17 protein-coding genes are annotated in these 22,468 nt (G+C 73.5%); 7 read left to right on the forward strand and 10 right to left on the reverse strand.

The genetic code is table 11. The features are described from left to right. Window positions 1–40: 40 nt before the first annotated feature. Together BU197_RS01095 and BU197_RS01100 are read right to left on the reverse strand one after the other, a co-directional pair. Entirely contained in the window at window positions 41–1,852 is a 1,812-nt protein-coding gene (locus BU197_RS01095; RefSeq protein WP_188266240.1) for a glycoside hydrolase family 3 protein, read from the reverse strand. Further along, on the reverse strand, window positions 1,852–2,649 hold the full coding sequence (locus BU197_RS01100; protein ID WP_188266241.1) for a tyrosine-protein phosphatase: 798 nt from the start codon (window positions 2,647–2,649) through the stop codon (window positions 1,852–1,854). Before BU197_RS01100 ends, BU197_RS01095 begins: the two co-directional genes overlap by 1 nt. 291 nt (window positions 2,650–2,940) lie before the next feature. On the opposite strand from BU197_RS01100, the gene BU197_RS01105 reads away from it, so the two are divergent. Beyond that, complete coding sequence (locus BU197_RS01105; RefSeq protein WP_188266242.1) at window positions 2,941–3,732, forward strand: GntR family transcriptional regulator; 792 nt, start codon at window positions 2,941–2,943, stop codon at window positions 3,730–3,732. Window positions 3,733–3,822: 90 nt separating this feature from the next. Here BU197_RS01105 and BU197_RS01110 read toward each other — a convergent pair whose 3' ends face one another. Further along, window positions 3,823–4,476, reverse strand: coding sequence for a TetR family transcriptional regulator (locus BU197_RS01110; protein ID WP_188266243.1), 654 nt, complete (start codon window positions 4,474–4,476; stop codon window positions 3,823–3,825). Window positions 4,477–4,721: 245 nt separating this feature from the next. Here BU197_RS01110 and BU197_RS01115 point away from each other — a divergent pair, with 245 nt between their 5' ends. Genes BU197_RS01115 through BU197_RS01135 form a run of 5 tightly spaced genes read left to right on the forward strand, consistent with a single transcriptional unit; the run spans window position 4,722 to window position 10,179 of the window. Beyond that, a complete protein-coding gene (locus BU197_RS01115; RefSeq protein WP_188266244.1) occupies window positions 4,722–6,281 on the forward strand; it encodes an ABC transporter substrate-binding protein in 1,560 nt (519 codons plus the stop codon). Continuing rightward, complete coding sequence (locus tag BU197_RS01120) at window positions 6,278–7,237, forward strand: ABC transporter permease (RefSeq protein ID WP_188266245.1); 960 nt, start codon at window positions 6,278–6,280, stop codon at window positions 7,235–7,237. Before BU197_RS01115 ends, BU197_RS01120 begins: the two co-directional genes overlap by 4 nt. Further along, window positions 7,224–8,135 (forward strand): ABC transporter permease, encoded by a 912-nt coding sequence (locus tag BU197_RS01125; RefSeq protein WP_188266246.1) that lies wholly within the window; start codon window positions 7,224–7,226, stop codon window positions 8,133–8,135. Before BU197_RS01120 ends, BU197_RS01125 begins: the two co-directional genes overlap by 14 nt. Further along, window positions 8,132–9,151: an ABC transporter ATP-binding protein gene (locus BU197_RS01130; RefSeq protein WP_188266247.1), complete on the forward strand. Its 1,020-nt coding sequence runs from the start codon at window positions 8,132–8,134 to the stop codon at window positions 9,149–9,151. The genes BU197_RS01125 and BU197_RS01130 overlap by 4 nt, the downstream gene beginning before the upstream one ends. Beyond that, complete coding sequence (locus BU197_RS01135) at window positions 9,148–10,179, forward strand: ABC transporter ATP-binding protein (protein WP_188266248.1); 1,032 nt, start codon at window positions 9,148–9,150, stop codon at window positions 10,177–10,179. Before BU197_RS01130 ends, BU197_RS01135 begins: the two co-directional genes overlap by 4 nt. 57 nt (window positions 10,180–10,236) lie before the next feature. Here the strand turns inward: BU197_RS01135 and BU197_RS01140 are convergent, their stop codons facing one another. From BU197_RS01140 to BU197_RS01170, 7 genes are all read right to left on the reverse strand, one after another. Beyond that, the gene (locus BU197_RS01140; protein ID WP_188266249.1) at window positions 10,237–11,463 is read right to left on the reverse strand and encodes an ATP-grasp domain-containing protein; all 1,227 of its coding nucleotides are present in this window, start codon (window positions 11,461–11,463) and stop codon (window positions 10,237–10,239) included. An 82-nt stretch (window positions 11,464–11,545) separates the two neighbouring features. Next, entirely contained in the window at window positions 11,546–12,856 is a 1,311-nt protein-coding gene (locus tag BU197_RS01145; protein ID WP_188266250.1) for an ATP-grasp domain-containing protein, read from the reverse strand. 14 nt (window positions 12,857–12,870) lie between these two features. After that, window positions 12,871–13,833, reverse strand: a complete 963-nt coding sequence (locus tag BU197_RS01150) for a cupin-like domain-containing protein (protein ID WP_188266251.1) — start codon at window positions 13,831–13,833, stop codon at window positions 12,871–12,873. A 57-nt stretch (window positions 13,834–13,890) separates the two neighbouring features. Then, complete coding sequence (locus BU197_RS01155) at window positions 13,891–14,583, reverse strand: alpha/beta hydrolase (protein ID WP_188266252.1); 693 nt, start codon at window positions 14,581–14,583, stop codon at window positions 13,891–13,893. Window positions 14,584–14,609: 26 nt separating this feature from the next. Then, entirely contained in the window at window positions 14,610–15,254 is a 645-nt protein-coding gene (locus tag BU197_RS01160) for a GNAT family N-acetyltransferase (protein ID WP_188266253.1), read from the reverse strand. Then, complete coding sequence (locus tag BU197_RS01165; protein ID WP_188266254.1) at window positions 15,251–16,945, reverse strand: AMP-binding protein; 1,695 nt, start codon at window positions 16,943–16,945, stop codon at window positions 15,251–15,253. The genes BU197_RS01160 and BU197_RS01165 overlap by 4 nt, the downstream gene beginning before the upstream one ends. A gap of 22 nt (window positions 16,946–16,967) precedes the next feature. Further along, on the reverse strand, window positions 16,968–18,557 hold the full coding sequence (locus BU197_RS01170; protein WP_188266255.1) for a hypothetical protein: 1,590 nt from the start codon (window positions 18,555–18,557) through the stop codon (window positions 16,968–16,970). A 1,490-nt stretch (window positions 18,558–20,047) separates the two neighbouring features. Here BU197_RS01170 and BU197_RS01175 point away from each other — a divergent pair. Next, window positions 20,048–22,402, forward strand: a complete 2,355-nt coding sequence (locus tag BU197_RS01175; protein WP_188266256.1) for a hypothetical protein — start codon at window positions 20,048–20,050, stop codon at window positions 22,400–22,402. The last annotated feature ends 66 nt before the right edge of the window (window positions 22,403–22,468 follow it).

Raw genomic sequence — 22,468 nt, forward strand, 5'->3', positions numbered from 1 at the left:
GGGCCCGCCCCTCGTACGGCTGCCCGGGTGTGGGCCCCCGTCAGCGCGCTCCGGGCTCCCCGGCCAGGGGGCGGGGCGCGTGCGGGTGTCCGCAGCGGAAGAGGGGGTCGGCCGTGTCGAAGGGCACGTCCTCGCGGGCGTTCTCGACGGCCGCCATGGAGGACGGCAGGTCGAACGGGAGGACGCCCTCCATCGGCGTACGGCCCAGGGCCGCGTCGAGCAGCAGATCGTCCCGGGCGCCGAACTCGCCGATCAGGAGCGCGGCCGGTGCGGCGAGCGGGGTGAGCACGGCGGGCCGTTCCAGATGCACGGAGAAGGCGGTGGGAACGGTCTCCGCCAGGGCGCGCAGCCGCTCCACCTCCTCCTCGGGGAACTCCAGCGAGCCGCAGTGGAAGAAGCGCTCAAGTATGCCTTCGCGCTCCTCGTACGGCGCCTTGAGCCGGACGACGGCGAAGTCGGCCTCCGCCGGGCTCGCCACCACCGTGCCGAACCGGGCGGCGACGGCCGGATCGATCCCCTCGACGTACAGCCGCTCGCCGCTCACCGGACGCCCGGCGATGTGGACCAGGGCGCGCTGCTGGACGGTGTCGCCGAGCGCGCGGCCGTCCGGGGCGCCGACGGTTCGGGCCGCCTCGTCCGCGTCGACGTACGGGTCGTCGAAGAGGCCGAGGCGGAACTTGTCGCGCAGGACGCGGCGGACGGAGGCGTCGATCCGCTCCTCGCTCACCGCGCCGGAGCGGACGGCGGTCAGGATCAGCTCCGGATCGGTCTCGCCGCCGAGCTGGTCGGCCCCCGCGTCCAGGGTCATCACCACCTGTTCGGCCACGGACAGTTCCTCCACGCCCCAGTTGCGCGGCGGGAAGGTGGTGACGCCGGGGATCTCGGTGCCGGTGATGGCGTTGAAGTCGGTGCAGATCACCCCGTCGAAGCCGTACCGCCCGCGCAGCAGACCGGTGATGACGTCCCGGTTGAAGTTGGCGCCGACCTCGGCGAATCCCAGGCCGGAGGGGATCGCGTAGGCGGGCATGATCTGGGCGGTGCCGACCTCGAAGGCGGCCTCGAAGGGGATCAGGTGCTGCTCGAAGGCGTCGCCGGGGTAGGCGAGACGGCGTCCGGCGGCGAAGTGCGCCTCCTCGCCGCCGTGCTGGGGGCCGCCGCCCGGGAAGTGCTTGGTCATGCAGGCGACGCTGTCCTTGCCGAGGCTCTCGCCCTGGAGGCCCCGGATGTAGGCGGCGATCATACGGGCGGCGCGCTGCGGGTCCTCGCCGAAGGTGCCGCTGATCCGGGCCCAGCGGGGCTCGGTGGCCAGGTCGGCCATCGGGTGGATCGCGACACGGATGCCGACGGCGCGCAGCTCACGGCCGATCAGGCGGGCGTACTCCTCCACCAGTTCCGGGTCGTCGGTGGCTGCCAGGCCGATCGGCTCGGGGCCGGTGCTGAAGCCGCCGCCGGTGTGGGCGGTGGCCGGGTTGGAGGCGAAGCCGTGCCGGGGGTCGGAGGAGAGGGTGACGGGGATGCCGAGGCGCCCGGCCGAGGCGAGGTCCTGGACGTGGTTGTTCCACTCGGCCATCGCGCGGGCGTCGGGCACGGCCATCATCGCGAAGTGGGTGATGCCGCGTTCGGTGATCAGTTCGGCGCCGGTCGGGAGCGGGACCGGCATCCGGGGGTCGGAGCCGGGCACCATGCGCCCGTGGCACATCAGGGCCGCCTTCTCGGCGAGCGTCATCCGGCCGAGCAGGTCCTCGACGCGCTCGGGAACGGGCAGCCGCGGGTCCTCGTAGGGCTCCATGGTGCCGTTGTGGTTGAGGTCGCGGAAGAGGGTTCCGTCGCTGTGGCGCAGTACGTTCGGCATCAGACCGTCACCTCGGCGGGAGCGGCGATGCCGGTGGTGACGGCTGAGACGGTGTCGGTGGCGGCGGCGGCGGGCGTGGCCTTGGCCAGGAAGGCGTCGAGGGTCTCCTGGGCGACCCCGCACTCCAGGAGGAAGGCGCGGGCGCCGCCGTGCCGGGTGCGGACGACGTCGAGGAAGGCGGTCATCGCCCCGGCGGGGGCCGCGAGGAGCGGGGCGGGGATGGCGAGCTTCTCCCGGTCCACGTCGTTGAGGGCCGTGTGGTGGCGCTGGGCGATTCCGGCCCAGATCTGTTCGAGGGCCTCGCCGGTGCGGGCGTAGTCCTCGACGACGCGCTCGGCGGGCACGCCGAGCAGTTCGAGCAGCAGGGCCGTGAGGAGACCGGTGCGGTCCTTGCCCGCGGCGCAGTGCAGCAGGACTCCGCCGGGACGGGCGGCGGCCCGGACGGCGTCGGCGATCGCGCCGGGTGCGCTCTCGGCCATCAGCACGTAGAACTCGCCGAGGTCGGCGGCGGTCTTCATGGTGGCCATCCGCTGGTCCAGGGCGGGCGAGGAGGGCTCGACCGGGGTCTGGACGACGGTGATGCCCGCGGCCTCGGCGGCGGTCCAGTCCCCGGCCTCGCGCTCGCTTCCGCCGCGCAGGTCGACGATGGTGCGGATGCCGGCGGCGCGCAGCTGCTCGACGACGGCGTCGTCGGCAGCGGGGAAGGGCTGGGCGGAGCGGTACAGGACACCGGGGTTCACCAGGGTGCCCTCGGGGTCGGTCAGGACGGACGGGTCGCGGAAGTTGACCAGGGACATGAGGGGGGCCTTTCGATTTCGTCGGAGGGGGCCGCGAGGGACATCGCGGGACGCGCGCTGCGGGGCGGCGGGCGGGGTGCGGACCGGGGCGCGGTGGGCGGCGGTTCGCGGGGCGCGGCGCGGAGGGGGCGCCGGAGCGGATCCAGGGTGCCGGGGTGCGGAGCACCATCGGAAGCACGACATCTAGATGTCTAGATGTCTACCCTCTTCCAAGGTCGTTCGGCAAGCGACGGCAAGGTGAACTTCCGGCCAACCGCCGTCCGTCGGGGGCTTCTCCGTAGGATCTGCGGCGTGGCAGCACACCGAAGCGGCACCCCGCTCTACCGCACGCTCGCCCTCCGGATCCAGGAGCGCATCGACTCCGGGGCGTACCCGGCGGGCGCCCGGCTGCCCAGCGAACCCGAGTTGAGCACCGAGTTCGGGGTGAACCGGCTGACCGTCCGGCAGGCCGTCGCCGAACTCGAACGGGCCGCCGCGATCGAGATCCGGCGGGGCGTGGGCACCTTCGTACGCCCGCCCGCGCCGCGGATCTCGATCGACGTGGACCCGCGCAGTCAGCGCTTCGACCTCGGAAGCCTCCATCCGGCCTCCCCGGAGGGGGAGTTCGGGGAGGGTGCCGAGGAATGCGTCGTCGCCGCGCCCCCGGTGACCGGCTCCGCCGAGGACCGGGAGGCCGCCCGGCACCTCGCGCTGCCCGTCGCGGGGCTTTCCCGGGTGGACACCGTGACCCGGCTGGGCGGCCGGGCGGTCGCGGCGAGCAGCATCTGGGTGCCGTTCGGCCCGCTGCCCGCCGAGCTGACCCGGCCGGGCCGCACCGGGAACATGGTGCGCGATCTGGCCCGGTTCGCCGGGATCCGACTGGAGTACGACTGGCGGGCGTTCGGCGCGATCGGCGCCGACCTCGCCGACGCCGGACTGCTCGGCGTCCCCGTCGGCGCCCCCTTGCTGGTGCGCGAGGGCGTCAGCTGTACGCCGGACGGCACGGCGACGCTGTACGTACGGCGCCGGATCGACGGCGACAGCACCCGTTTCGTCCTGCGCTACCGCGAACGCGGGGACGGCCCGGACGCCGGGGCCCGCTGAGACCCGTCTCCGTACGCCGGGAGCCGCCGAGGTTCGTCTCCGGACACCTGGGCCCGCCGAGGTCGGCCCGGACGCCGGGAGCCGTCGGGGTCAGCCCTGCGGGGCGGGCGCGCCGGCCGGGGGCGGCATCACCTGGACGAAGGCCTGCCGCCAGAGTTCCAGGCGCCCGTCGTCCTCCAGGCCCTCCACGACATGCCGCCGGGTCAGCGCCCCGATCACCGCGCCGAGCGCGTGCGGCCGCAGGTCCTGCCCGGTGTCGACGCCCAGCCGGGCGGCGGCCACGTCGGCGGTGCGCTGGACGAGGCCGTCGATCTGGAGCACCGCATGGTCGTGCACGGTACGGATGCCCATGAAGCGCCGACGCAGGGACCGGCGCCGGGTGGTGTGCTCGGCGGGCTCCTCCAGCGTTCCGTCGGTGACGTCCAGGGCGTGGAAGAAGGCCTCCCAGAGGTCGAGTCCGGCCGGTGCGGCGGCGAACTCGTCGAGGATCGCGTTGCCGAAGTCCAGACCGAAGAGCAGCGACTCCTTGCTGGCGTAGTAGCGGAAGAACGTCCGGTGGGCCACGTCCGCGCGCCGGCAGATCTGGTCGACCGTGGTCTCCTCGAAGCCCTGTTCCTCGTACAGGTCGAGCCCCGCCGTCCGGATGGTCTGGCGCGTGCGCGCCTTCTTGCGGTCGCGCAGCCCCGTCCCGGTCCGTGTCCCGGCCGAGGCCGTGACATCGGGTCCGGTTTCCTGCCCCTGCATGTGGTGTCCGTTCCATGGTCGGTGCCGGGCGTCCCGCGCCCGGCGCTGCCGGTTGTGTCCGTACCGAATCACGCGTGGCAGGGGCCGCTCAAGGCGAGCGCCGACTCGTCGACAAGGCGTCACATGGAATTTGCATAACTGCCTTTTGGCAGTCCTGTCACTTCTTGAGAGTGCCGGAAGACGCCGGTCCGGTACCGCCGTCACCAGCTGACTTCCCCCCGAGTCAAGGAACACGAGGAACCCCCATGAAGCGGCAGAAGCAGGTACTCGCGGCGGCGGTCTCCGCCGTCGTCATCGGTCTGGGCACCGGCGCGTGCTCGGCCCCCGACGACACGCTGTCGGGTGCCCCCGCCCGGAGCACCGCCCCGAGCGGCGACGGAACCGCCGTGGACGGCGGCACTCTGAAGGTGGGCCTCGACCGGCCCTTCGTGAAGCTCGACCCGGCGGACGGCACCCTGACGTCCATGCCGTCGATGATCCTGGCGAACGCGCTCTACGACCCGCTGATGGTCAACGGCGACAACGGCACCGTGAAGCCCTTCCTCGCGAAGACGTTCACCTCCGGCGCCGACGCCACCGTGTGGAACCTGACCCTGCGCGAGGGCGTCCGCTTCAGCGACGGCAAGCCGCTCGACGGACAGGCGGTGGTCGACCATGTGACCCGGCTGTCCAAGCCGGAGACCAAGTGCGCCTGCGCCGTCGACGCGGCCACGATCAAGGACATGAAGGTGACCGGACCCACCGGCGTCACCTTCACCCTCGTCGCCCCCGACGCGTCCTTCCCCAACCTCTTCACCCGCTCCCTCGGCTACGTCTCCGAAGCCCCCGCCGGAGACCGCCCCGCCGTCGGCTCGGGCCCCTACACGGTGGAGAGCGTCCAGCCCGGCGTCTCGGTGACCGTGGCCCGCAACGCCTCCTACTGGGGCCCCAAGCCCCACGCCGACAAGGTCGTCTACCGGGTCCTGCCCGACGCGGACAGCCGCTACCAGTCGCTGCGCTCCGGCGACGCGGACATCGTGTGGGCCGAGACCCCCGCCCAGCAGAAGCAGGCGACCGGCGACGGACTCCAGGTCGCCACCGGCCCCAGCGCCACCTCCGCCCTCCTCTTCAACACCAAGGTCGCTCCCTTCGACGACCCGCGCGTCCGCCGGGCCGTGCAGTACGCCATCGACCGCGAGAGCGTCGAGAAGATCGCCTACCTGGGACAGGGCCGGGTCTCCGACGGACCGATCAACTCCGCCTCCGCCTACCGAAGCACCGCCGCCTACCCCCAGCGCGACCTGGCCAAGGCCCGCGCCCTGCTCGCCGAGGCCGGCCACCCGAACCTGTCGTTCGAACTGACCGCCGACAGCCGCCCCGAGGGCCAGCAGCGCGCCACCGTACTCCAGCAGATGCTCGGCGAAGCCGGAATCAAGATGACCATCAAGCCCGGCGACCCGGCCACCAACGGCACCGCCATGATGCAGCGCAAGTTCCAGGTCCTCGACTTCGTCACCAGCATGTTCGGCGACACCGACACCGCGATGACCAACATGTTCTCCTCGAAGGGCATGTACAACTTCACCGGCTACGCCGACCCCGAGGTCGACGCGGCCATCGCCCGGGGCCGTGCGAGCGTGGACCCCGCCGCCCGCGCCGAGGCCTACAACCAGGCGTCGAAGAAGATCATCGAGGACGCCCCGGCCGCCTTCCTCACCGAGAACCGGACCGGCTTCATCGCCTCCGACCGGATCGGCGGACTGCCCGACCTGTCCAAGCGCTCCATCGTCAACGTCTCCCCGGCCGTCCTGTGGGTGAAGCGGTGACCTCCCCGATCCCCGGCTTCGCCGCGCGGGCCGGACGGGCACTTGCGGTCCTCCTGCTCGTCGCCGTCACCGCGCTCGCCCTGCCCCACCTGATGCCGGGCTCGCCCGCCATCGCCGCCCTCGGCATCACCGCCACCCCGGAACAGATCGCCGTGTTCGAATCCGGACTCGGCCTGGACCGGAACGTGTTCGCCGCCACCGTCGACTGGCTCGGCGCGGCCCTCCACGGCGATCTCGGACACTCGCTCACCAGCGGCAACGCCGTCACCACCGAGCTGGCCCACCGCATCCCCGTCACCCTCGAAGTGTTCCTCGCCGCCCAGGTGGTGGCCCTCGCCGTCGCCGTGCCCGTCGCCCTCCTCTCGGCCTGGCGGCCGGACGGCGTGATCGACCGCATCGCCACCGCCGGCGCCTTCGTCTGGCTCGCCGTACCCGGCTTCGTCCTCGGCCTCTTCCTCATCTACCTCACCGCCGTCCAGCTGCGCATCCTCCCGGCCACCGGCTGGGTGCCCTTCGGCGAGGATCCGGTGGAGAACCTGCGCCACCTGGCCCTGCCCGCACTCACCCTGGGCCTGACCGAAGCCGCCATCTTCACCCGCACCCTGCGCGGACAACTCCTCGACACCCTCGACCAGACCTACATCGCCGCCGCCCGCAGCCGCGGCATGGGCACCGCCCGGCTGCTGCTGCGCCGCGCCCTGCGCCCCTCCTCGCTGCCCCTCGTCACCCTGCTCGGCATCGGCATCGGCACCTCGCTGGGCGGCTCGGTGCTGGTGGAGACGCTGTTCGCGGTCCCGGGCGTCGGCAGCCTCGCCTCCGCGGCCATCATCAGCCGCGACTTCCCCGTCATCCAGGCGGTGATGGTGGTCTGCGCCACCGGCGTGGTGCTCGCCACGCTCGGGGTCGACCTGCTGTACCGCAAGCTCGACCCGAGGATCGCCCATGACCACCGCTGAGCGCGTACCCGCCGCCACCCCCGAGACCTCCCGCACCTCCCGGCCCACCGGCACCGCCGACGCCACCCGGGTCCGGGCCCCACGACGGCGCCCCCCGATCGGCGTACTGATCGCCGGAGGCTGGCTCGCCGCCGTCCTCCTCGCCGCCCTCCTCGCCCCCCTGCTGCCCGGCTTCGACCCCCTGCACGGCGACTTCTCCGCCCCCTCCGCCCCACCCGGCCCCGGCCACTGGCTCGGCACCGACGCGGGCGGACGCGACATCCTCCAGCGCACCATCGCCGGAGCCCGCGCCTCCTTCACCGTCGCCGCGCTCACCGTCGCGGTCGGACTGCTCGGCGGCGGCGCCCTCGGCCTCGCCGCCGGCTGGTTCCGCGGCCCCGTGGACAAGGCCATCGGCTTCGCCACCGACCTGCTGATGTCCGTCCCCACCCTGATCCTGGTGATGATCGTGGTCTCGCTGCGCGGCCCCAGCCTCCCCGTCATCGGCGGCCTCATCGGCCTGTTCACCGTCCCCGCCTTCACCCGCGTGGTACGGGCCGTGGTCCTCTCCCTCAGCGAGCGCGGCTTCGTCCAGGCCGCCCGCATGATCGGCACCGCACCGCTGCGCATCCTGCGCCGCGAGGTCGTCCCGCACGTCGCCACCATCGCGCTGACCTTCGCCTTCACCGCGACCACCGCCGCCATCGTCGCCGAGGGCTCCCTCAGCTTCCTCGGCTTCGGCCTGCGCCCGCCCGACCCCTCCTGGGGCGGCATCATCGCCGAGGGCCGCACCACACTCGGCAGCGCGCCCTGGATCTCCCTCGCCCCCGCCGCCGTCCTCTGCCTGACCGTCCTCGCCCTCAACTACCTCGGCGAGCACCTGCGCTCGCCCGCACGGAAGGGACCGAAGAACCGATGACCACCCCGGTCCTGGACGTCCGCTCGCTCGACACCACGATCCACGCCCCCGACGGACGACGGCTGCACATCCTGCACGACGTCAGCCTCACCGTCGACGCCGGGGAATGCCTCGGCATCGTCGGCGAATCGGGCTCGGGCAAGTCCGTCCTCGCCCGCACCGTCCTCGGCGTCCACGCCCGCACCACCCGCGCCGACTCCACCGGACAGGTCCTGCTCAACGGCGAGGACCTGCTCACCGCGGCCCCCGCCCGCCGCGCCGAACTCCTCGGCACCGGCATCGCGATGGTCCACCAGGACCCGATGACCTCCCTCAACCCGGTCGTACGCATCGCCGACCAGGTCACCGAATCCCTCACCAACCGCAAACGGCTCGGCCGCCGGGAACGCCTCGGCATCGCCACCGGGCTCCTCGCCGCCGTCGACGTCCCCGACCCCGCCCGCCGCGCCCGCGCCTACCCCCACGAACTCTCCGGCGGACTGCGCCAGCGCGTCGGCATCGCCGCCGCCCTCGCCGGCGACCCCGTCCTGCTGCTCGCCGACGAACCCACCACCGCCCTCGACGTCACCGTCCAGCGCACCGTCCTCGACCTGCTCGACCGCCACCGCGCCACCCGGGGCCTGGCCACCCTCCTGATCACCCACGACATCGGCCTGCTCTACGGACGCGCCCGCCGCATCGCCGTCATGTACGGCGGCCGGGTCGTCGAGAGCGGCCCCACCGAGGACGTCACCGCCCACCCCGCCCACCCCTACACGGCCGCCCTGCTGCGCTCCGTACCCCGCGTCACCGGCCCCCTGCGCCGCACCCTGCCCGCCATCCCCGGCTCGCCCCCGGACCTCTCCCGCCCCCTGACCGGCTGCCCCTTCGCCCCCCGCTGCGAACGGGCCGAGTCCCTCTGCACCACCACCGCCCCACCCGTCCACCAGGCCGGTACCGGACACACCGCCTCCTGCCACTTCCCCCTCACCCCGGCCCACCCGTCCCCGAAGACCACCCCGGAGCCCACTCCATGAGCGCCCCCCTGCCCGCCGCCGCACCCGCCGCCCCGGACCCGGCGGCGCCCGCCACCGTCCTGCGGGCCACCGGCATCGAAGTCGTCCACCGCACCCGCTCCGGCCCGCTGCACGCCGTCAGCGGCGTCGACCTGGAGCTGACCGAACGCCGCACCCTGGCCCTGGTCGGCGAGTCCGGCTCCGGCAAGAGCAGCATCGCCAAGGCCCTGCTCCACCTGCCGCCGCCCACCTCCGGCACGGTCACCCTCGACGGCACCGCACTGGCCGCGCTCCCCGCCCGCGGACTGCGGGCCCTGCGCCCCCGGATGCAGATGGTCTTCCAGGACCCGCTCTCCTCGCTCAACCCGCGCCGCACGGTCCGCGACCTCGTCGCCGAACCCCTCGACGCCCACCCCGAGCAGTTCCGGGACCGCGACCGTACGGCCGTCGTCGAGGAGCAGCTGAACGCGGTCGGGCTCGCCCCCGAGCTGTTCGGCGACCGCAGGCCCGACCAGCTCTCCGGCGGACAGGCCCAGCGCGTCGCCATCGCCCGCGCGCTCGCCGCCGAACCCCGGGTCCTGATCGCCGACGAGGCCGTCTCCGCGCTCGACGTCTCCGCCCAGGCCACGGTCCTCAACCTGCTCCGCCGACTCACCGAGGAACGGGGCCTGGCCGGCCTGTTCATCACCCACGACCTCGGAGTCGTCCGCGCGGTCAGCGACGACATCGCCGTGCTCCAGCTCGGCCGGATGTGCGAACGCGGCCCGACCCAGGAAGTCCTCGCCGCCCCCGCGCACCCCTACACGGCCGCGCTCCTCGCCGCCGTCCCCGAACCGGGCCGCCCCCTGGGCGACACCGGACTCCTCCCGGCCGACCCGCCCTCGCCGCTGGCCCCGCCGTCCGGCTGCCGCTTCCGCACCCGCTGCCCGCTGGCCGACGAACGCTGCGCCACCGAGGAACCCCCCATGCTCCCCGTAGGCCCCGGACGCACCGTCGCCTGCCACCGCCCGCTGCTCCCCGTCCTGCCGGAGCCCGCCACCGGCCCGTGACCACCGGACGGGCCCGGCCGCGTGAGCCCGGCGCGCGAGCCCGGCGTGCGGGCCTCCTCAGAAGTCCGTCGCGCTCCACCCGTAGACGAAGCGCAGCATGCCGACGGCCTCGCGGGCGTGGGCGAGGGCCTGTTCGGGAGAGTCGCCGACGGCGAGGACCCGGCCCGAGCGGTCGAAGTTGCTCCGGACCGTGGGCTGCGGACTCCCCGGCTCCCTCAGCAGGGTGACCGTCCGGACGTCGGGCAGCTCGCGCACCCGCTCGACCCCCCGCACCTCAAGGAGGGTGTGCGTCGGCGGTCCGGAGGGAGCCGCGTACCAGGCGGCGGCGGAGCGCTCGTGGAGGATCTTGTCGGGCAGCAGGGCGCCGACGTCCTCGCCGATGCTCTGCCGGGCGATCAGTTCGTACATGTCCACGCCGGTGGAGAGCCGGACCAGGTCCATGATGGCGTCGCCGCCGATCCGGTTGTGCATCTCGATGATCCGGGGGCCCCGCCCGGTCAGCATGACCTCGGTGTGCGAGGGACAGTCGTGGAAGCCGAAGGCGTCGAGGACCCGGACGACGTACGCCGACACCTCGGCGTACTCCTCTGAGGTGAGGGGCGCGGGGACCACATGGCCCCGCGAGACGAAGTTCACCGGATCGGTGAACTTGCGGGTGACCGCCACGACCCGGTGCTGCTTCCCGACGGAGAGCGCCTCGACGCTGAACTCCTCGCCGTCGAGGAACTCCTCCACCACCACGCCCCGGTCGACGTGGTACGGGCCGATGCGGCGCAGCGCCGCCTCGATGTCCTCCTCGGCGTCGACCCGGGAGACGCCCAGGCTGGCCTCGGTGTCCACCGGCTTGACCACACAGGGCAGTCCGACCTCCGCGATGGCGTCGAGCACGGCCCGCCGCCCCTGGGCGAAGGCGTAGCGGCAGCTCGGGATCGCGTGATCGTCGAGGATCTCCCGCATCCGCGCCTTGTCCACGACCCGGTGGAACAGGTCCACGTCGACCGTGGTGGGGATGCCGAGCCGCTCGCTGACGGCCTGTACGGCCGGATAGGTGTGCTCGTTGAACGCGGCGACCGCGTCGAAGGGCGCCCGCCGGTGCAGGACTTCGGCGGTCTCGGCCCACGCGTCCACGTCGACGTCGTCGTCGAGGATCACCACATGGGCGTACGGGCCGACCGCGTCCTCCCGCCGGGCGCGACCGCGCGGGACGAAGAGCACCATCTCGTGGCCCTGCTCGCGCAGCCGCTCGTGGCACACCCTGTTGGTGCCGATGACGAGAACTCGCATGGTCCCTCCGTGACGTGGTGCGGGTGCGCCGCGCGCGGACGCGCGGCCTTGCGGTGCGGCGCTCCGGTCCCGGCGGCGGCGCTCACGGCCCCGGCTCCGCACCGGTGAGCGGTTCGTGGCCGGTGGGAGACATGGGGCCGCTGGGGGATACGGGGCCGGTGGGAGGTGTGGAGTGGGTGGGGGATACGGAGTCGGTGAGCGGTTCGGATTCGACCCGGACGAGGGCTCGGGCCGTCTCGGCGCGCGCCACCGCGTCCTGCGTGTCCTCGCCGAGGCAGAGCACGTATCCCTGGCGTGAGGTGGAGGAGAGGAGCGGGCCCAGCTCCGCGCCGGGCCGCAGGGTGCACACCGCGCGGACCACCCCGGGCGCCGCCTCGGCGGCGGCGACTCCGTCGACCGCCCGGACGCGGACGTTCTCCTCGGAGAAGAAGCGGATGGCGGCCGCCCGGCCCCGGGGGACGCGCGGCGGGTCCGGCCGGCCGAGCAGGGCGCAGTAGGTCTCGGTGATCTGGTCGGCACCGCTGACCAGCTCGCACATCTCCCAGATCTGGTCGCCGCCGGCACGGGTCTGGGCTTCGATGAGGCGGGGACCGCGTGGGGTGAGGCGCAGTTCGCTGTGGACGGGTCCGGTCCGCTGGCCGATGAGCGCGAGGAACTCCAGGATCAGTTTCTCGATCTCCTCCAGGTCGCCGGAGCCGAGGCGGGCGGGGAGCTGATGGCCCAGCTCCACGAAGCCGGGGAAGCCGGTCGTCAGTTTCTCGGTGACCATGACGACCTCGTGGACGCCGTGCCGGGAGATCGACTCGACGCTGAACTCGGGCCCGGAGAGGTACTCCTCGGCGAGCACCGGTTCCCGTCCGGACACGGCGGCGGTCCAGGCCCAGCGCTCGGCGAGCCGGGCCCTGTCCTCCACCAGGTACACCCCTTCGCTGAGGCCGCCCGAGGGGGGCTTCAGGACGAGGGGCAGACCGTCGAGTTCGTCGAGGAAGTCGGCCGCGTCCGCCTCGGTGGCGCACACCCGGTGGCGCACCGGGCTCAGCCCGTGCCGGTCGAGCAGGGCGCGGGTCCTGGTCTTGTCGCGGGTGGCGAGGACGGCCTCCAGGTTGTCGCCCGCGATCCCGAGGTCGATCGCGACCCGGGAGGCGGGCTCCAGACCGTACTCGGTGAAGGAGAGCACGGCGTCGAAGGGTTCCGCCTCGTGCCAGTCCCTGACCAGGGGGAGGAGCGCGTCGAGGTCGCGGTAGTCCTGGACGGCGTACCGCGCGGCCGAGGCCCGCTGTTCCTCGCTCGCCCGCTGGGGGATCTGGACCACCGAGTGGCGCAGCCCCAGCGCCGTCGCCTTGGGCACGTCGTGGCCTGGACCGCCGATCAGCAAGATGTGCTGCTGCCTCATGGGTTCTTTGTACCTCACTGACGCAGCCGGGACAGGTCGACGTCCATCCGGTCGGCGAGGGCGCGGGCCCGTGCGATGACGACGTCGAAGAGTTCCGAGTGGGTGACGCGCAGCTCCTCGGGGTTGAGGGCGAGCGCGAGGAGTTCGCCGACGCGCTGGCGGACGTGGGCCCGCAGGTTGGCCTCGTCCAGGCACTTGCGGCCGAGTCCGATGGAGTCGCCGAGCAGCTCGATGCGGTGGAACCAGCCCGCGGGCAGATAGAGCACGTCGCCGGGCCTGAGGACGAAGCGCATGAGCCGGGTGCCGGGGGAGGCGCACAGGGCGTCGAGTCCCGCCTCGCCGCCGGGCCCCGGCAGGAGTTCGGCGCCGGGCCCCATCACGTACCAGAGCTTCTCGCCGACGATCTGCGCGTGCATGACGTCGACGGAGTACGCGTCCTGGTGCAGCCGGGTGACGCCGCCGCGCTGGCCGATCCACAGCTGGTGGTTGACCGAGGCGGCATCGCCGTACAGGTCCCGCCGGAAGTCGTACTGGGCGATGTCCAGTTCGGGCATGTCCGGCGCGATGTGCGGGGCGGTGGTCTGGTAGTACCACTCCTGGAGGTACAGGGGATCCGCGCCGCTGCCGGCGCTCTCCTCCAGGCGGGTGACGAACGCGCCGAAGGTGGTCTTCCGGGCGGCCGTGCTGTTGTAGCTGTCGACGACCACGGGGACGTCGGCGCAGCGCTCCGCGAGGTTCCGGAAGGTCCAGCCCCGGACGGACGGCCAGTCGGCGGCGTAGCCGTCCAGGACGACCGGGCGGCCCTGGAAGCGGTACTCCCGCTCGAACTCCTCCCGGGTCAGCCCGGCGCGGCGCTCCAGCTCGGGGGCTTCGGCGAGCAGATCGGCCAGCGGACCGGAGTGGAAGGCGGCCTCGACCGTCTTCAGGGCGTCGATGTCACGTCGTTTCAGCAGGTTCCGCTCGGTCTGCACGGCCATGGTGATCCGTCTCCTCGGATACGGGCGTGGGCGGGGGTACGGAGAAGGGGCGCGGGGTCAGGCGGCGAGCAGGCTCAGCACCGCCTGGACGGTCCGCTCCCGCAGCGGGCCCTGGTGGGGCAGCCAGCGGTGGACGAAGTGGTCGCACTCCTCGAACCAGACGACCTCGGCGGACCGGGCGCGGCGGGCGCTGTCGAGGTATCCCTCGACGACCTCGGGCGGGCACACCTGGTCCTGTCGGGCGCCGAAGATCAGCAGATCGCCCTCGAAGTCGCGCAGGGCGCTGTAGGCGGGGGAGTCGGGATGGTTGCCGGGGCGTACGAGGCTGCCGTCGAAGGGCAGGTCGGCGGCGTGCGCGGGATAGGCGGCGGGGCAGAAGAGCACCAGGGCCCGGGGGCGCAGTTCCCGTGCGGTCCAGGCGGCGAGGTGGGCGCCCATGCTGGTGCCGACGACCACGGGCGGCCGGTCCCTGCCGAGCCAGGCGGCGGCGGCCAGGGTCTCGGTGCGGCGGCGGCGCAGGGTGGCGCGGGTGAGTTCGCCGGTGCTCTCGCCGTTGCCGGAGAAGTCGAAGGCGAGCGAGCCGTGGCCGTGCTCCGCCCAGGGGTCGAGCAGGTACCGCGCCCGGTGCCGGGTCGCGGTCGTGCCCAGACCGTGCAGGGTGAGGATCTCCGGGGGCGCTCCGCCGGCGCCCGTGACCCGGGTCGCCGCGAGTCGTTCCCCGGCGGCCTCGAAGAAGAACTCCTGGCGCACCGTCCGCTCCCTTCCGCCGCGTGGGCTCAGTCGGTGGTGCCGGATACGGCGGTGGCGTCCGGTGTGCCGTCGGCCTTGCCCGCGCCGGTGGCCTCGAACCGTTCCTTGCGGACGGCGGGCCACTCCGCGCGCAGGATGCTGTAGTAGACGACGTCCCGGCGGCGCCCGCCCGGCATCACGTTGAAGCTGCGCAGGACGCCCTCCTCGGTGGCGCCGATGCCGGAGAGGCCCGCGCGGGCTCCGGTGTTGAGGACGTCGGTCTTGAACTCGACCCGCTCACAGCCGAGTACGTCGAAGGCGTGGTCGAGAAGAGCGAGCTTGACGGCCCGGTTGACACCGGTCCTGCGGGCCCCCGCGTACAGCCAGGACCAGCCGATCTCCAGACGCCGGTCGGCCGGGGCCAGATTTCCGTAGGCGCAGCTGCCGACGATCCGGCCGGTGGACTCGTCGACGACGGCGAAGACGATCCGGGTGCCGGTCAGGGTGTCCCTGATGGCGGTCTCCAGAAAGGCGTGGAGGTCGTCGGGCGTCTCGATCCGCTGGACGAAGTAGCGCCAGATGTCCGGCTCGTACACGATCCGGGCGAACTCCTCGGTGTCGGTGACGCGGATCCGCCGTAGGGTCACCCGCTCATTGCCCAGTTCGAGACCGGCCAGCCTGTCCCAGCTCACGTGTTCCGCTCCTTCTCCGCAGCGCGCACCAGCACGGGTGCGGTGCCGATGGTGCCGTCGTTGTACACACGGTTCTCTTCGTGGATCCGGTCGAGATCGCGGGCGTAGCGCGTGCCGATCAGGCCGCGCACCAGCTTGTACTGGGCGTTCAGGAGGCCGTTCTCGATGGAGAACGGCTCCTCGGCGACGACGGCGCCGTAGAGGCGCTGCTCGGGCCGGAGTTCCTCGTTCAGCTTGGCCAGTTCACGGGTGAGGCGCTCCGCGTAGCCGTGCCCTCCGTCGGACGCGCCAGTGCCGTCCGGCCCGTCGGCGGCGTGGGCGGGTGTCGTGGGGGAGACCACCACGGTGAGATAGGGCCGCCCGTCGCCGAACACGGCGCAGTCGTACACCCCGGGCAGCTCGCGTACGCGTTCCTCCACGAGGGGCACCAGGACGTTCAGCGCCCCGCTCAGGGTGACGATGTCGTCGACCCGCCCGTCGATGTAGAGGAAACCGTCCTCGTCGACGTGGCCCACGTCGTAGGTCTTCACTTCGCCCGTGGGCAGGAACACCCGCTCGCTCGCGCCGGGGGCGCACCAGGTGTACCGGGTGTTGACGGGATCGCCGCCGCCGACGATCAGGACGCCGTCCCCGTCGAAGCGGATCCGCTTGTGCGGCAGGACCCGGCCGACGCTGCCCAGCCGGAACGCGCCGGGGTGGTTCTTGGCGACGACACAGGTCTCGCTCAGGCCGTATCCCTCGTAGAGCGGGACCCCGGCGTCGTTGAAGAAGCGCAGCACCTGACGTCCGGCGGGCGCGGAGCCGGTCCACAGATAGCGGATCCGGCCGCCGAGCGCCCGCTGGATCGCCGCCCCCCGCTCCGCGGGAGCCTCGGGCACCCCCTCGGCTTCGAGCCGGGCCCGCAGCTGCTCGTAGAAGCCGGGCACGCCCATGATCACGGTGGGGGAGACCGCCTTCGCCGTCGCCTCGGCGGTGGTCCGGTCGGCGAGGGTGACGTCGTGGCCGTGGACGAGGGCCGAGTAGATCCAGTACCGCTGCTGGAGGAACCTGACCGGCAGGAAGACGAACAGGTTGTCGCCGTCCCGGTGGTCGAACATCTCCTGGACGGCCGCCAGCGTCCGGTTGACGCTGGCGACGGTGACCTCGATGCCCTTGGCCGGTCCGGTGCTTCCCGAGGTCTGCTTGATGGCGAAGACGTCGGCGGGGTCGTAGCCGGGGTGCGGCGGGAGGGCCGGGGGGTCGGCGGGCGCCCCGGCGGTGAAGGCCCAGTCGTTGACCCGCGCGATGCCGTGGACGTCCCGGGCGTCCGGCGCGGTGCCGTCGGCGTCCCCGTGGCGGGGGTCGTCGGTGAAGAGCAGGGCGAGACCGAAGGTGGCGAGCACCTCCGCAGGCGTGTAGCGGTGAGGCTCGATGCCCGCTGTCACGGCGCCCAGCCTGAGCACGGCGAGATCGAGCAGCACCCACTCGATCCGGTTCGGCGCCATCACCCCGACCCGGTCGCGGGCGCGGACCCCGAGGGCGTGGAGCCGGACCGCCACCCGCAGGGCGGCGGCGTCGAGTTCGGCGAGGGTCAGCGAGCGGACCTCGTCGCCCTCCCGGTAGTGGAAGCGGTGCAGGGTGTCCCGGCACGGGGTGCGCGCGAGGGTGCCGAGGACGTCGACGACGGGGGGCACAGGGCTGTGTTCGCTCATCTCGGGTCTCCTCCTCGCCGGCTCAGCCGGGAACGGACAGCGCGTCGGGCGCCGGGGCGTACGCCTCAAGGCGCTCCCAGCCCCGTGACGCGTACCAGTCCCGGTCGAAGCCGCCCAGCGGGCGTACCGGCAGGGTGCCATGCTGGACGCCGTCCGCGAGGGTGCGCCACAGTTCGTCGACGAGCGAGCAGTGGCGTACGGCTTCGCGGAGTTCCCGCAGGGTGTAGGCCGGTTTCTCCATGCGGACGAGCCGGATGTCGTAGCAGCCCCGGAAGCCGTTGCCGTAGACCGTGAAGGGCGGGTGCCACACCTGGGCGCCCGGGGCGCGGATGGAGAAACGCACCCGTGAGGCGGCGTGGCCGCCATGGTGGTGCTCGGCGTGCTCGGCGATGTCGGGGACCTGCGGAGGGAAGAAGTAGTGCCGCTTCTCCGGGATGTCCGCGCGGTCGAACTCCCCGGGCGCGAAGTGCCAGCGGTTGTACATCATGCGCTGCGCGGCCCGCCACAGGATCGACGCGGTCTCCTCGCCCGTGTCCGCCATCCGGGTGGGGTGGGGCAGACAGCAGCAGACGAAGTCGTTCTTCCTCAGTTCGAGCACGCCTTCGGCGTCGCCGGGGCGGGCACCGCGCAGCCGGGTCAGATCGCGGACGGAGCTGCTCATGCCGTAGTCGGAGTCGGTGGACCGGACGGCGGACAGCACGATGGCGGCGAGGAGTTCCCCGACGGCGCCGTGCGGCGCTTCCCCCGCGTCCGCGTGCGGCATGCCGACGGCGCCGTGCGGAGCCGCGTCCGGGCCGGACTTCGCGTCGAGGAGGGTGGCCGCGACGGCCAGCGCCCGCAGATCCTCCCTGGCCCGTCCCGTGGGCTCGACACCGAGCCGTTCCCGGCCGTGCCGGGCCACGAGTTCGGGCAGCTCGTGCGGGTCGCGGGGCTGGGGGAAGTCCGCCAGGTACTCGTTCTTGACGAAGGTCATGCCGTTGATGCGCCGGTAGCGCATGAGGGACGACTGCCGGTCGACCTCCTCCTGGAGGGCCCGGACCTCCTCCGCCAGCTCCGGCAGCGGTACGCCGTGGGCGGCGCGCGAGGGGCGGCCGAGGGCGGCGACGTACTGGGCGTGCCGGTCGAGCAGGTACTGCCGCAGCCGGGTCGCCGAGAGCTGCACCCCGTTGAACTCCTCGAAGCGGACGGAACGGCCGCTGACGAAGAGACAGTGCGCGAGGACGACGAACAGCCGGTCGGCCGTGCTCCAGGTGTCGACCGGGCGCAGCCGGAGCCCCGGAAGGCGGCCCTCCCGGGTCAGCGTGTTGCTTCCCGCGTCGGACTTCGAGAACACCTCGCGGCCGACGAAGACGTACACCGTCTCGACCCGCTCGACCCAGTCCGCGAGCCGGGCGAGGCGGCCGTCGAGTTCCCCTTTCTCCGCCCAGCCGCGCAGCAGGGAGTCGACCTCCTGGAATTCGGCGGCCTCCCGTGCCTCCGCCGACCGGGTCTCCTCCTCGGCCATGTCGAGCACCTCGGGGGGAACCCGTATCCAGGCGAGCGTCTCGGCGGCGGATTCCGGCGGCTCGCCGGGCATCCAGAACGACACGCCGAAGAGCGGCGCGCGGGTCACCCGGACGAGACCGGTCTCCTCGGACGGAGGGACCGTGACGATGTCGACGTCCGCCCTGCCCAGTACGTTCTGGACGAATCGCTTTTCCCAGACCGTCAGCCTCCGACAGGCGAGACGAAAAGGAATACGCCCTTTGCTGGTGAGTTCGCTCAGCAACCAAGCTGATGCTTCTTGCGCGGATAAGACGGAAGTGCCCGACCCTGACGAAAGCATGGAGGAACCCGTCGTTCGGCAAATGAAATGCGTCAACCGATCTCGCGGAACGTAATTCCCGGCCTGACGGAACATCAGTCATGGTGACAAGGGAGGGCTTTGACGTATACGCACTTTTCAGCCGTCACCCTCGGTGCCCGGCGCGGTTCCGGATCCGTCTCGTTCCCGGGTGCCCCGGTGAGGACGCGGACGCCGTCCTCGCACCGGCGCCCAAGCCGCCCCCGGGAGACGGTCCGCGCCGGACCGACCACCCGGCGGGAGGGCCGGCCACGGGAGACGATCAGTGTCGGCGGGGCCGCCAGCAGGGCGATCGGGCCGATGACCGGAGGCAGGGCGGCCGAGTCGACGGGCAGCCCGAAACCGAGGGCGCCACGCGCCGGATGACGCGGCATGGACGCGCCGGCGAACTCCCCGCCGGACGCCGAGGAACGACCGGCGGACCGGACCGCCCCGCCTTCCGGGCGCTTCGCCGAGGTGACGGACTTCATGGGAGATCCCCTTCGGCGGGGCGGTTGTTGTCCTGATCCGGCGCACGCTCGGGCGCCCGGAGCGCGCCACGCGGCGCCGTATTCCGTGCGGACGGTTCCCCACACTTCTCCCGCGCGGCGACCCGCTCCGGTGGCGCCGCGCGAGACGCCGGACACGCGCGCTTGCCGGGCCGTGCGAGAGGCCGGGGGCCCGCGCCCGCCGGGCCGCTTCCTTCTTCTTCCGGCCGCGCGCCCGCTGTGTAAAGGGCTACATACAGCGCGCCGGGCCGTCGCGATCCTGGGCCTTCGGCGCGTCGCGGGGGGACGAAGTGGGCAGCAGGCAGGAGACGGCCGCGCGTTGGCCGGTGGCGGGCGGGGGGCCGGGGGATCCGGGGACCACGGGGGCCTTTGGGGGCTCCAGGGCCTTTGGGGTCTCCGGGGTTCCCGGGGTCCGTGGGGCCGTCGGGGCGGCCGAGGTCTCGGAGGCTTTGGGCGACTGGGCGACCGGGCGACCGGGAGGACGGGCGGACGGACGTGTGGACGTGCGGACGGGCGGGGACGGGGGCTGGGCGCCCCGGGGCCGGGACGGGATACGGACAGGGCCGGGACGGGTTACGCCGGGACCAGGGCCGGTTGCGACGGGATCAGGACCGATGACGACGGGACCAACAGCGGTTGCGACGGGATCAGGACCGACGGCAACGGGACCAACAGCGGTTGCGACAGGACCAGGACCGATGACGACGGGGTCGAGGCTCGCCCGGCTCCGGACGAAGCCGTCGCTCCAGGAAGGACGGAAAGGCGGTGCCGATGAGTGACGGCCGAGGCGGAAGTGCCCGGCGCGGAGGCTGGGCGGCCCCGGCGGGAGAGCCGACGGGCGCCGGACGGGGCCCGGCCGGTCCGGGCGGCGGCGGCCCCGGCGGCCCAGGGGACGCGGGGGACGCCGGGGACCCCGGGGACGTCCGGGACCACGGCGACCTCCGCGGCGGCCCGCTGGGCATCGGACGCGGGGACGGCGGCTACGACGCCGCGCGGGCGGCCCGGAGGCTCTTCACCGACGCGCGTGGACGGAACTCCGTCGCGGACGGCGCCCGGGAAGACCACCCCGGCGCACGTCGCCCCCCGCACGGCAACCGGGCCGAGCCGATCGCCGGGCCCGTGCCCGCCGACGACCTCCGGCGTCTGAAGACGGTGTTCGAGGAACCGCCCGGCTACGGGGCGGTCCGGGCCCGACTCGCACGGCAACGGCTCCTCGTCCTGTGCGCGGACCCCGGCAGCGGACGCACCTCCACGGCCCTCTCCCTCCTCGACGAGGTCACGCACGGACGGATCGAACGCCTCGGCCCAGGTACCGCACTCCACCGGATCGGCGAGGCGGACCTGAGAGCGGACCACGGCTACCTGGTGGAGACGGGCACATACGGCGGAAGCCTCCCCGGGTGGCACCCCGTGGACCGGGACCGCGAAGGGGAAGCGCACCGGCCCGCCGAACCTCCGGCCGGACCCTGCCTCGACCGTCTCGCGGCGCTCCTCGAACGGCGCGGGGCGTACGCGATCCTCCTCGTCGGCCCCGGCGGTCTCGCGGACGAGTCGCTGCGCGGACGGTACGGCGTCCTCCTTCGCACCCCGTCGGCCGACGGCATGCTGCGCAGACATCTCCTCGCCCTGCTCGGGCACGGCGAGGAGAAGCGGCTCACGGCGGCCCTGGCGCTCGCGGCCAGGGAGGACGTGGTGGCGGCCCTCGGCCTCGACCGGCTCCGGCCCCACGAGGCGGAGGCGCTGGCACGGCTGCTCGTCGACCATCTCGACGGAAAGCTGCCCGTGGCCGATCTCCTGGGCGAACTGCGGGCCTTCGCGCACCGACAGGCGGAGATCTGGCTCGCGGCGCCTGGGCGGGTGGCCGCCGGAGACCGGGCGGCCGTCACCGCGGCGACCCGGCTCGCCGCCTTCCGTACGGCGCTCGCCGTGTACAGCGGATCGCCCTACAGCCTGGCGACGGAGGCCGCCGAACACCTGGCCTGGGAGTTCACGCTGACCATGGACCCGGCGACGGAACCGGGCCGCGCGCTCTTCCACGCCCATCAGGACGCCCGCCTCGCGGCCGCCCGCTCCGAACTCCTCACCGGCGGCGTCGGTTTCGGCGGCCGCACCCTGAGCGTCCGTACGGTACGACTCCAGGGCAGGGCCCTGCCCTGGGCGGTCCTCTCGCACGCCTGGGAGGGATACCCGGACGCGCGCGGCCCGCTCGCCCGCTGGCTGCGCGCCCTCTGCGACGACGAGCGGCCCGCCGGGTGGGTGCCCGCCGCGCTCGCCGTCGGAGCGCTGTGCACCCGCGATCCGCTGTACGTGTTCCGCCATCTGGTGCGGCCGATGGCGCGCTCCGATTCGCCCGCCCATCACCTGGCCGCCGCGACCGCCCTCGCCCACGCCGCCGCTCTCGACGAGGGGGTCCGGCCGGTCGTCCGCGATCTCGTGCGGGCCTGGGCCCGTGACGGCTCCGACCCGGCATCGCGCGGCACGGCGGCCCTCGTCCACGGCTACGGCACGGTCGAACGGTCCCTCTCCGCCACGCTCGACGCACTCGGCATGCTCGCGGGCCGCAGCGACGGACTGACGGCGCCCGTCTCGTTCAGTGTGGCGAGGCTCGTCGCGGGACCCCACGGCGAGGCCGCCCTGGCGCGGCTCGGAAGCTGGCTCGGCGACCGCCGACGCGACCGCAACGACCTGGCCCTGTCCACCGTGGGCCGGCTCCTGTGGCAGCGCCCGTCCGCCCTGTGGGGCCTGGAGGAGACGCCCTGGCTCGCCCCGTACCGGAACTGGCCGCTCGCGGCGGCCCTCCTCAAGACCCGGCCCGCACTGACCTCCATGCTCGCGGACCTGGTGTGGACGGGCCTGGACACCGCCCGGTGGCGGGACGAGACGGAGACCTCCCTCGTCCTCTGGATCCGGCTCGCCGACGAGGACCCCGCTCTCCTCGACGTCCTGTGCGGCTTCCTCCCGCAGCTGGTGAGCGCCCCGGAGGACTTCGAGCGGCTGCGGAACCTGGTCCGGCGCCTGGAGCGCGACCCCGACGAGGCCCTGAGCGGGACCACCGCGAAGCGCCTGGACGAGGCCGTCCCCCGGACCGTGATCGTCCCGCCCGGCAGGACCGGGACCCCGGGGTGAGCCGTACGGCCGACTGCCCGGTGGCGGACCCGGGCGTGGGAGGCCCACGCCCCGGGCTCGCCACCG

This window comes from Streptomyces sp. CBMA291, from assembly GCF_014596525.1.
Lineage (GTDB): Bacteria > Actinomycetota > Actinomycetes > Streptomycetales > Streptomycetaceae > Streptomyces.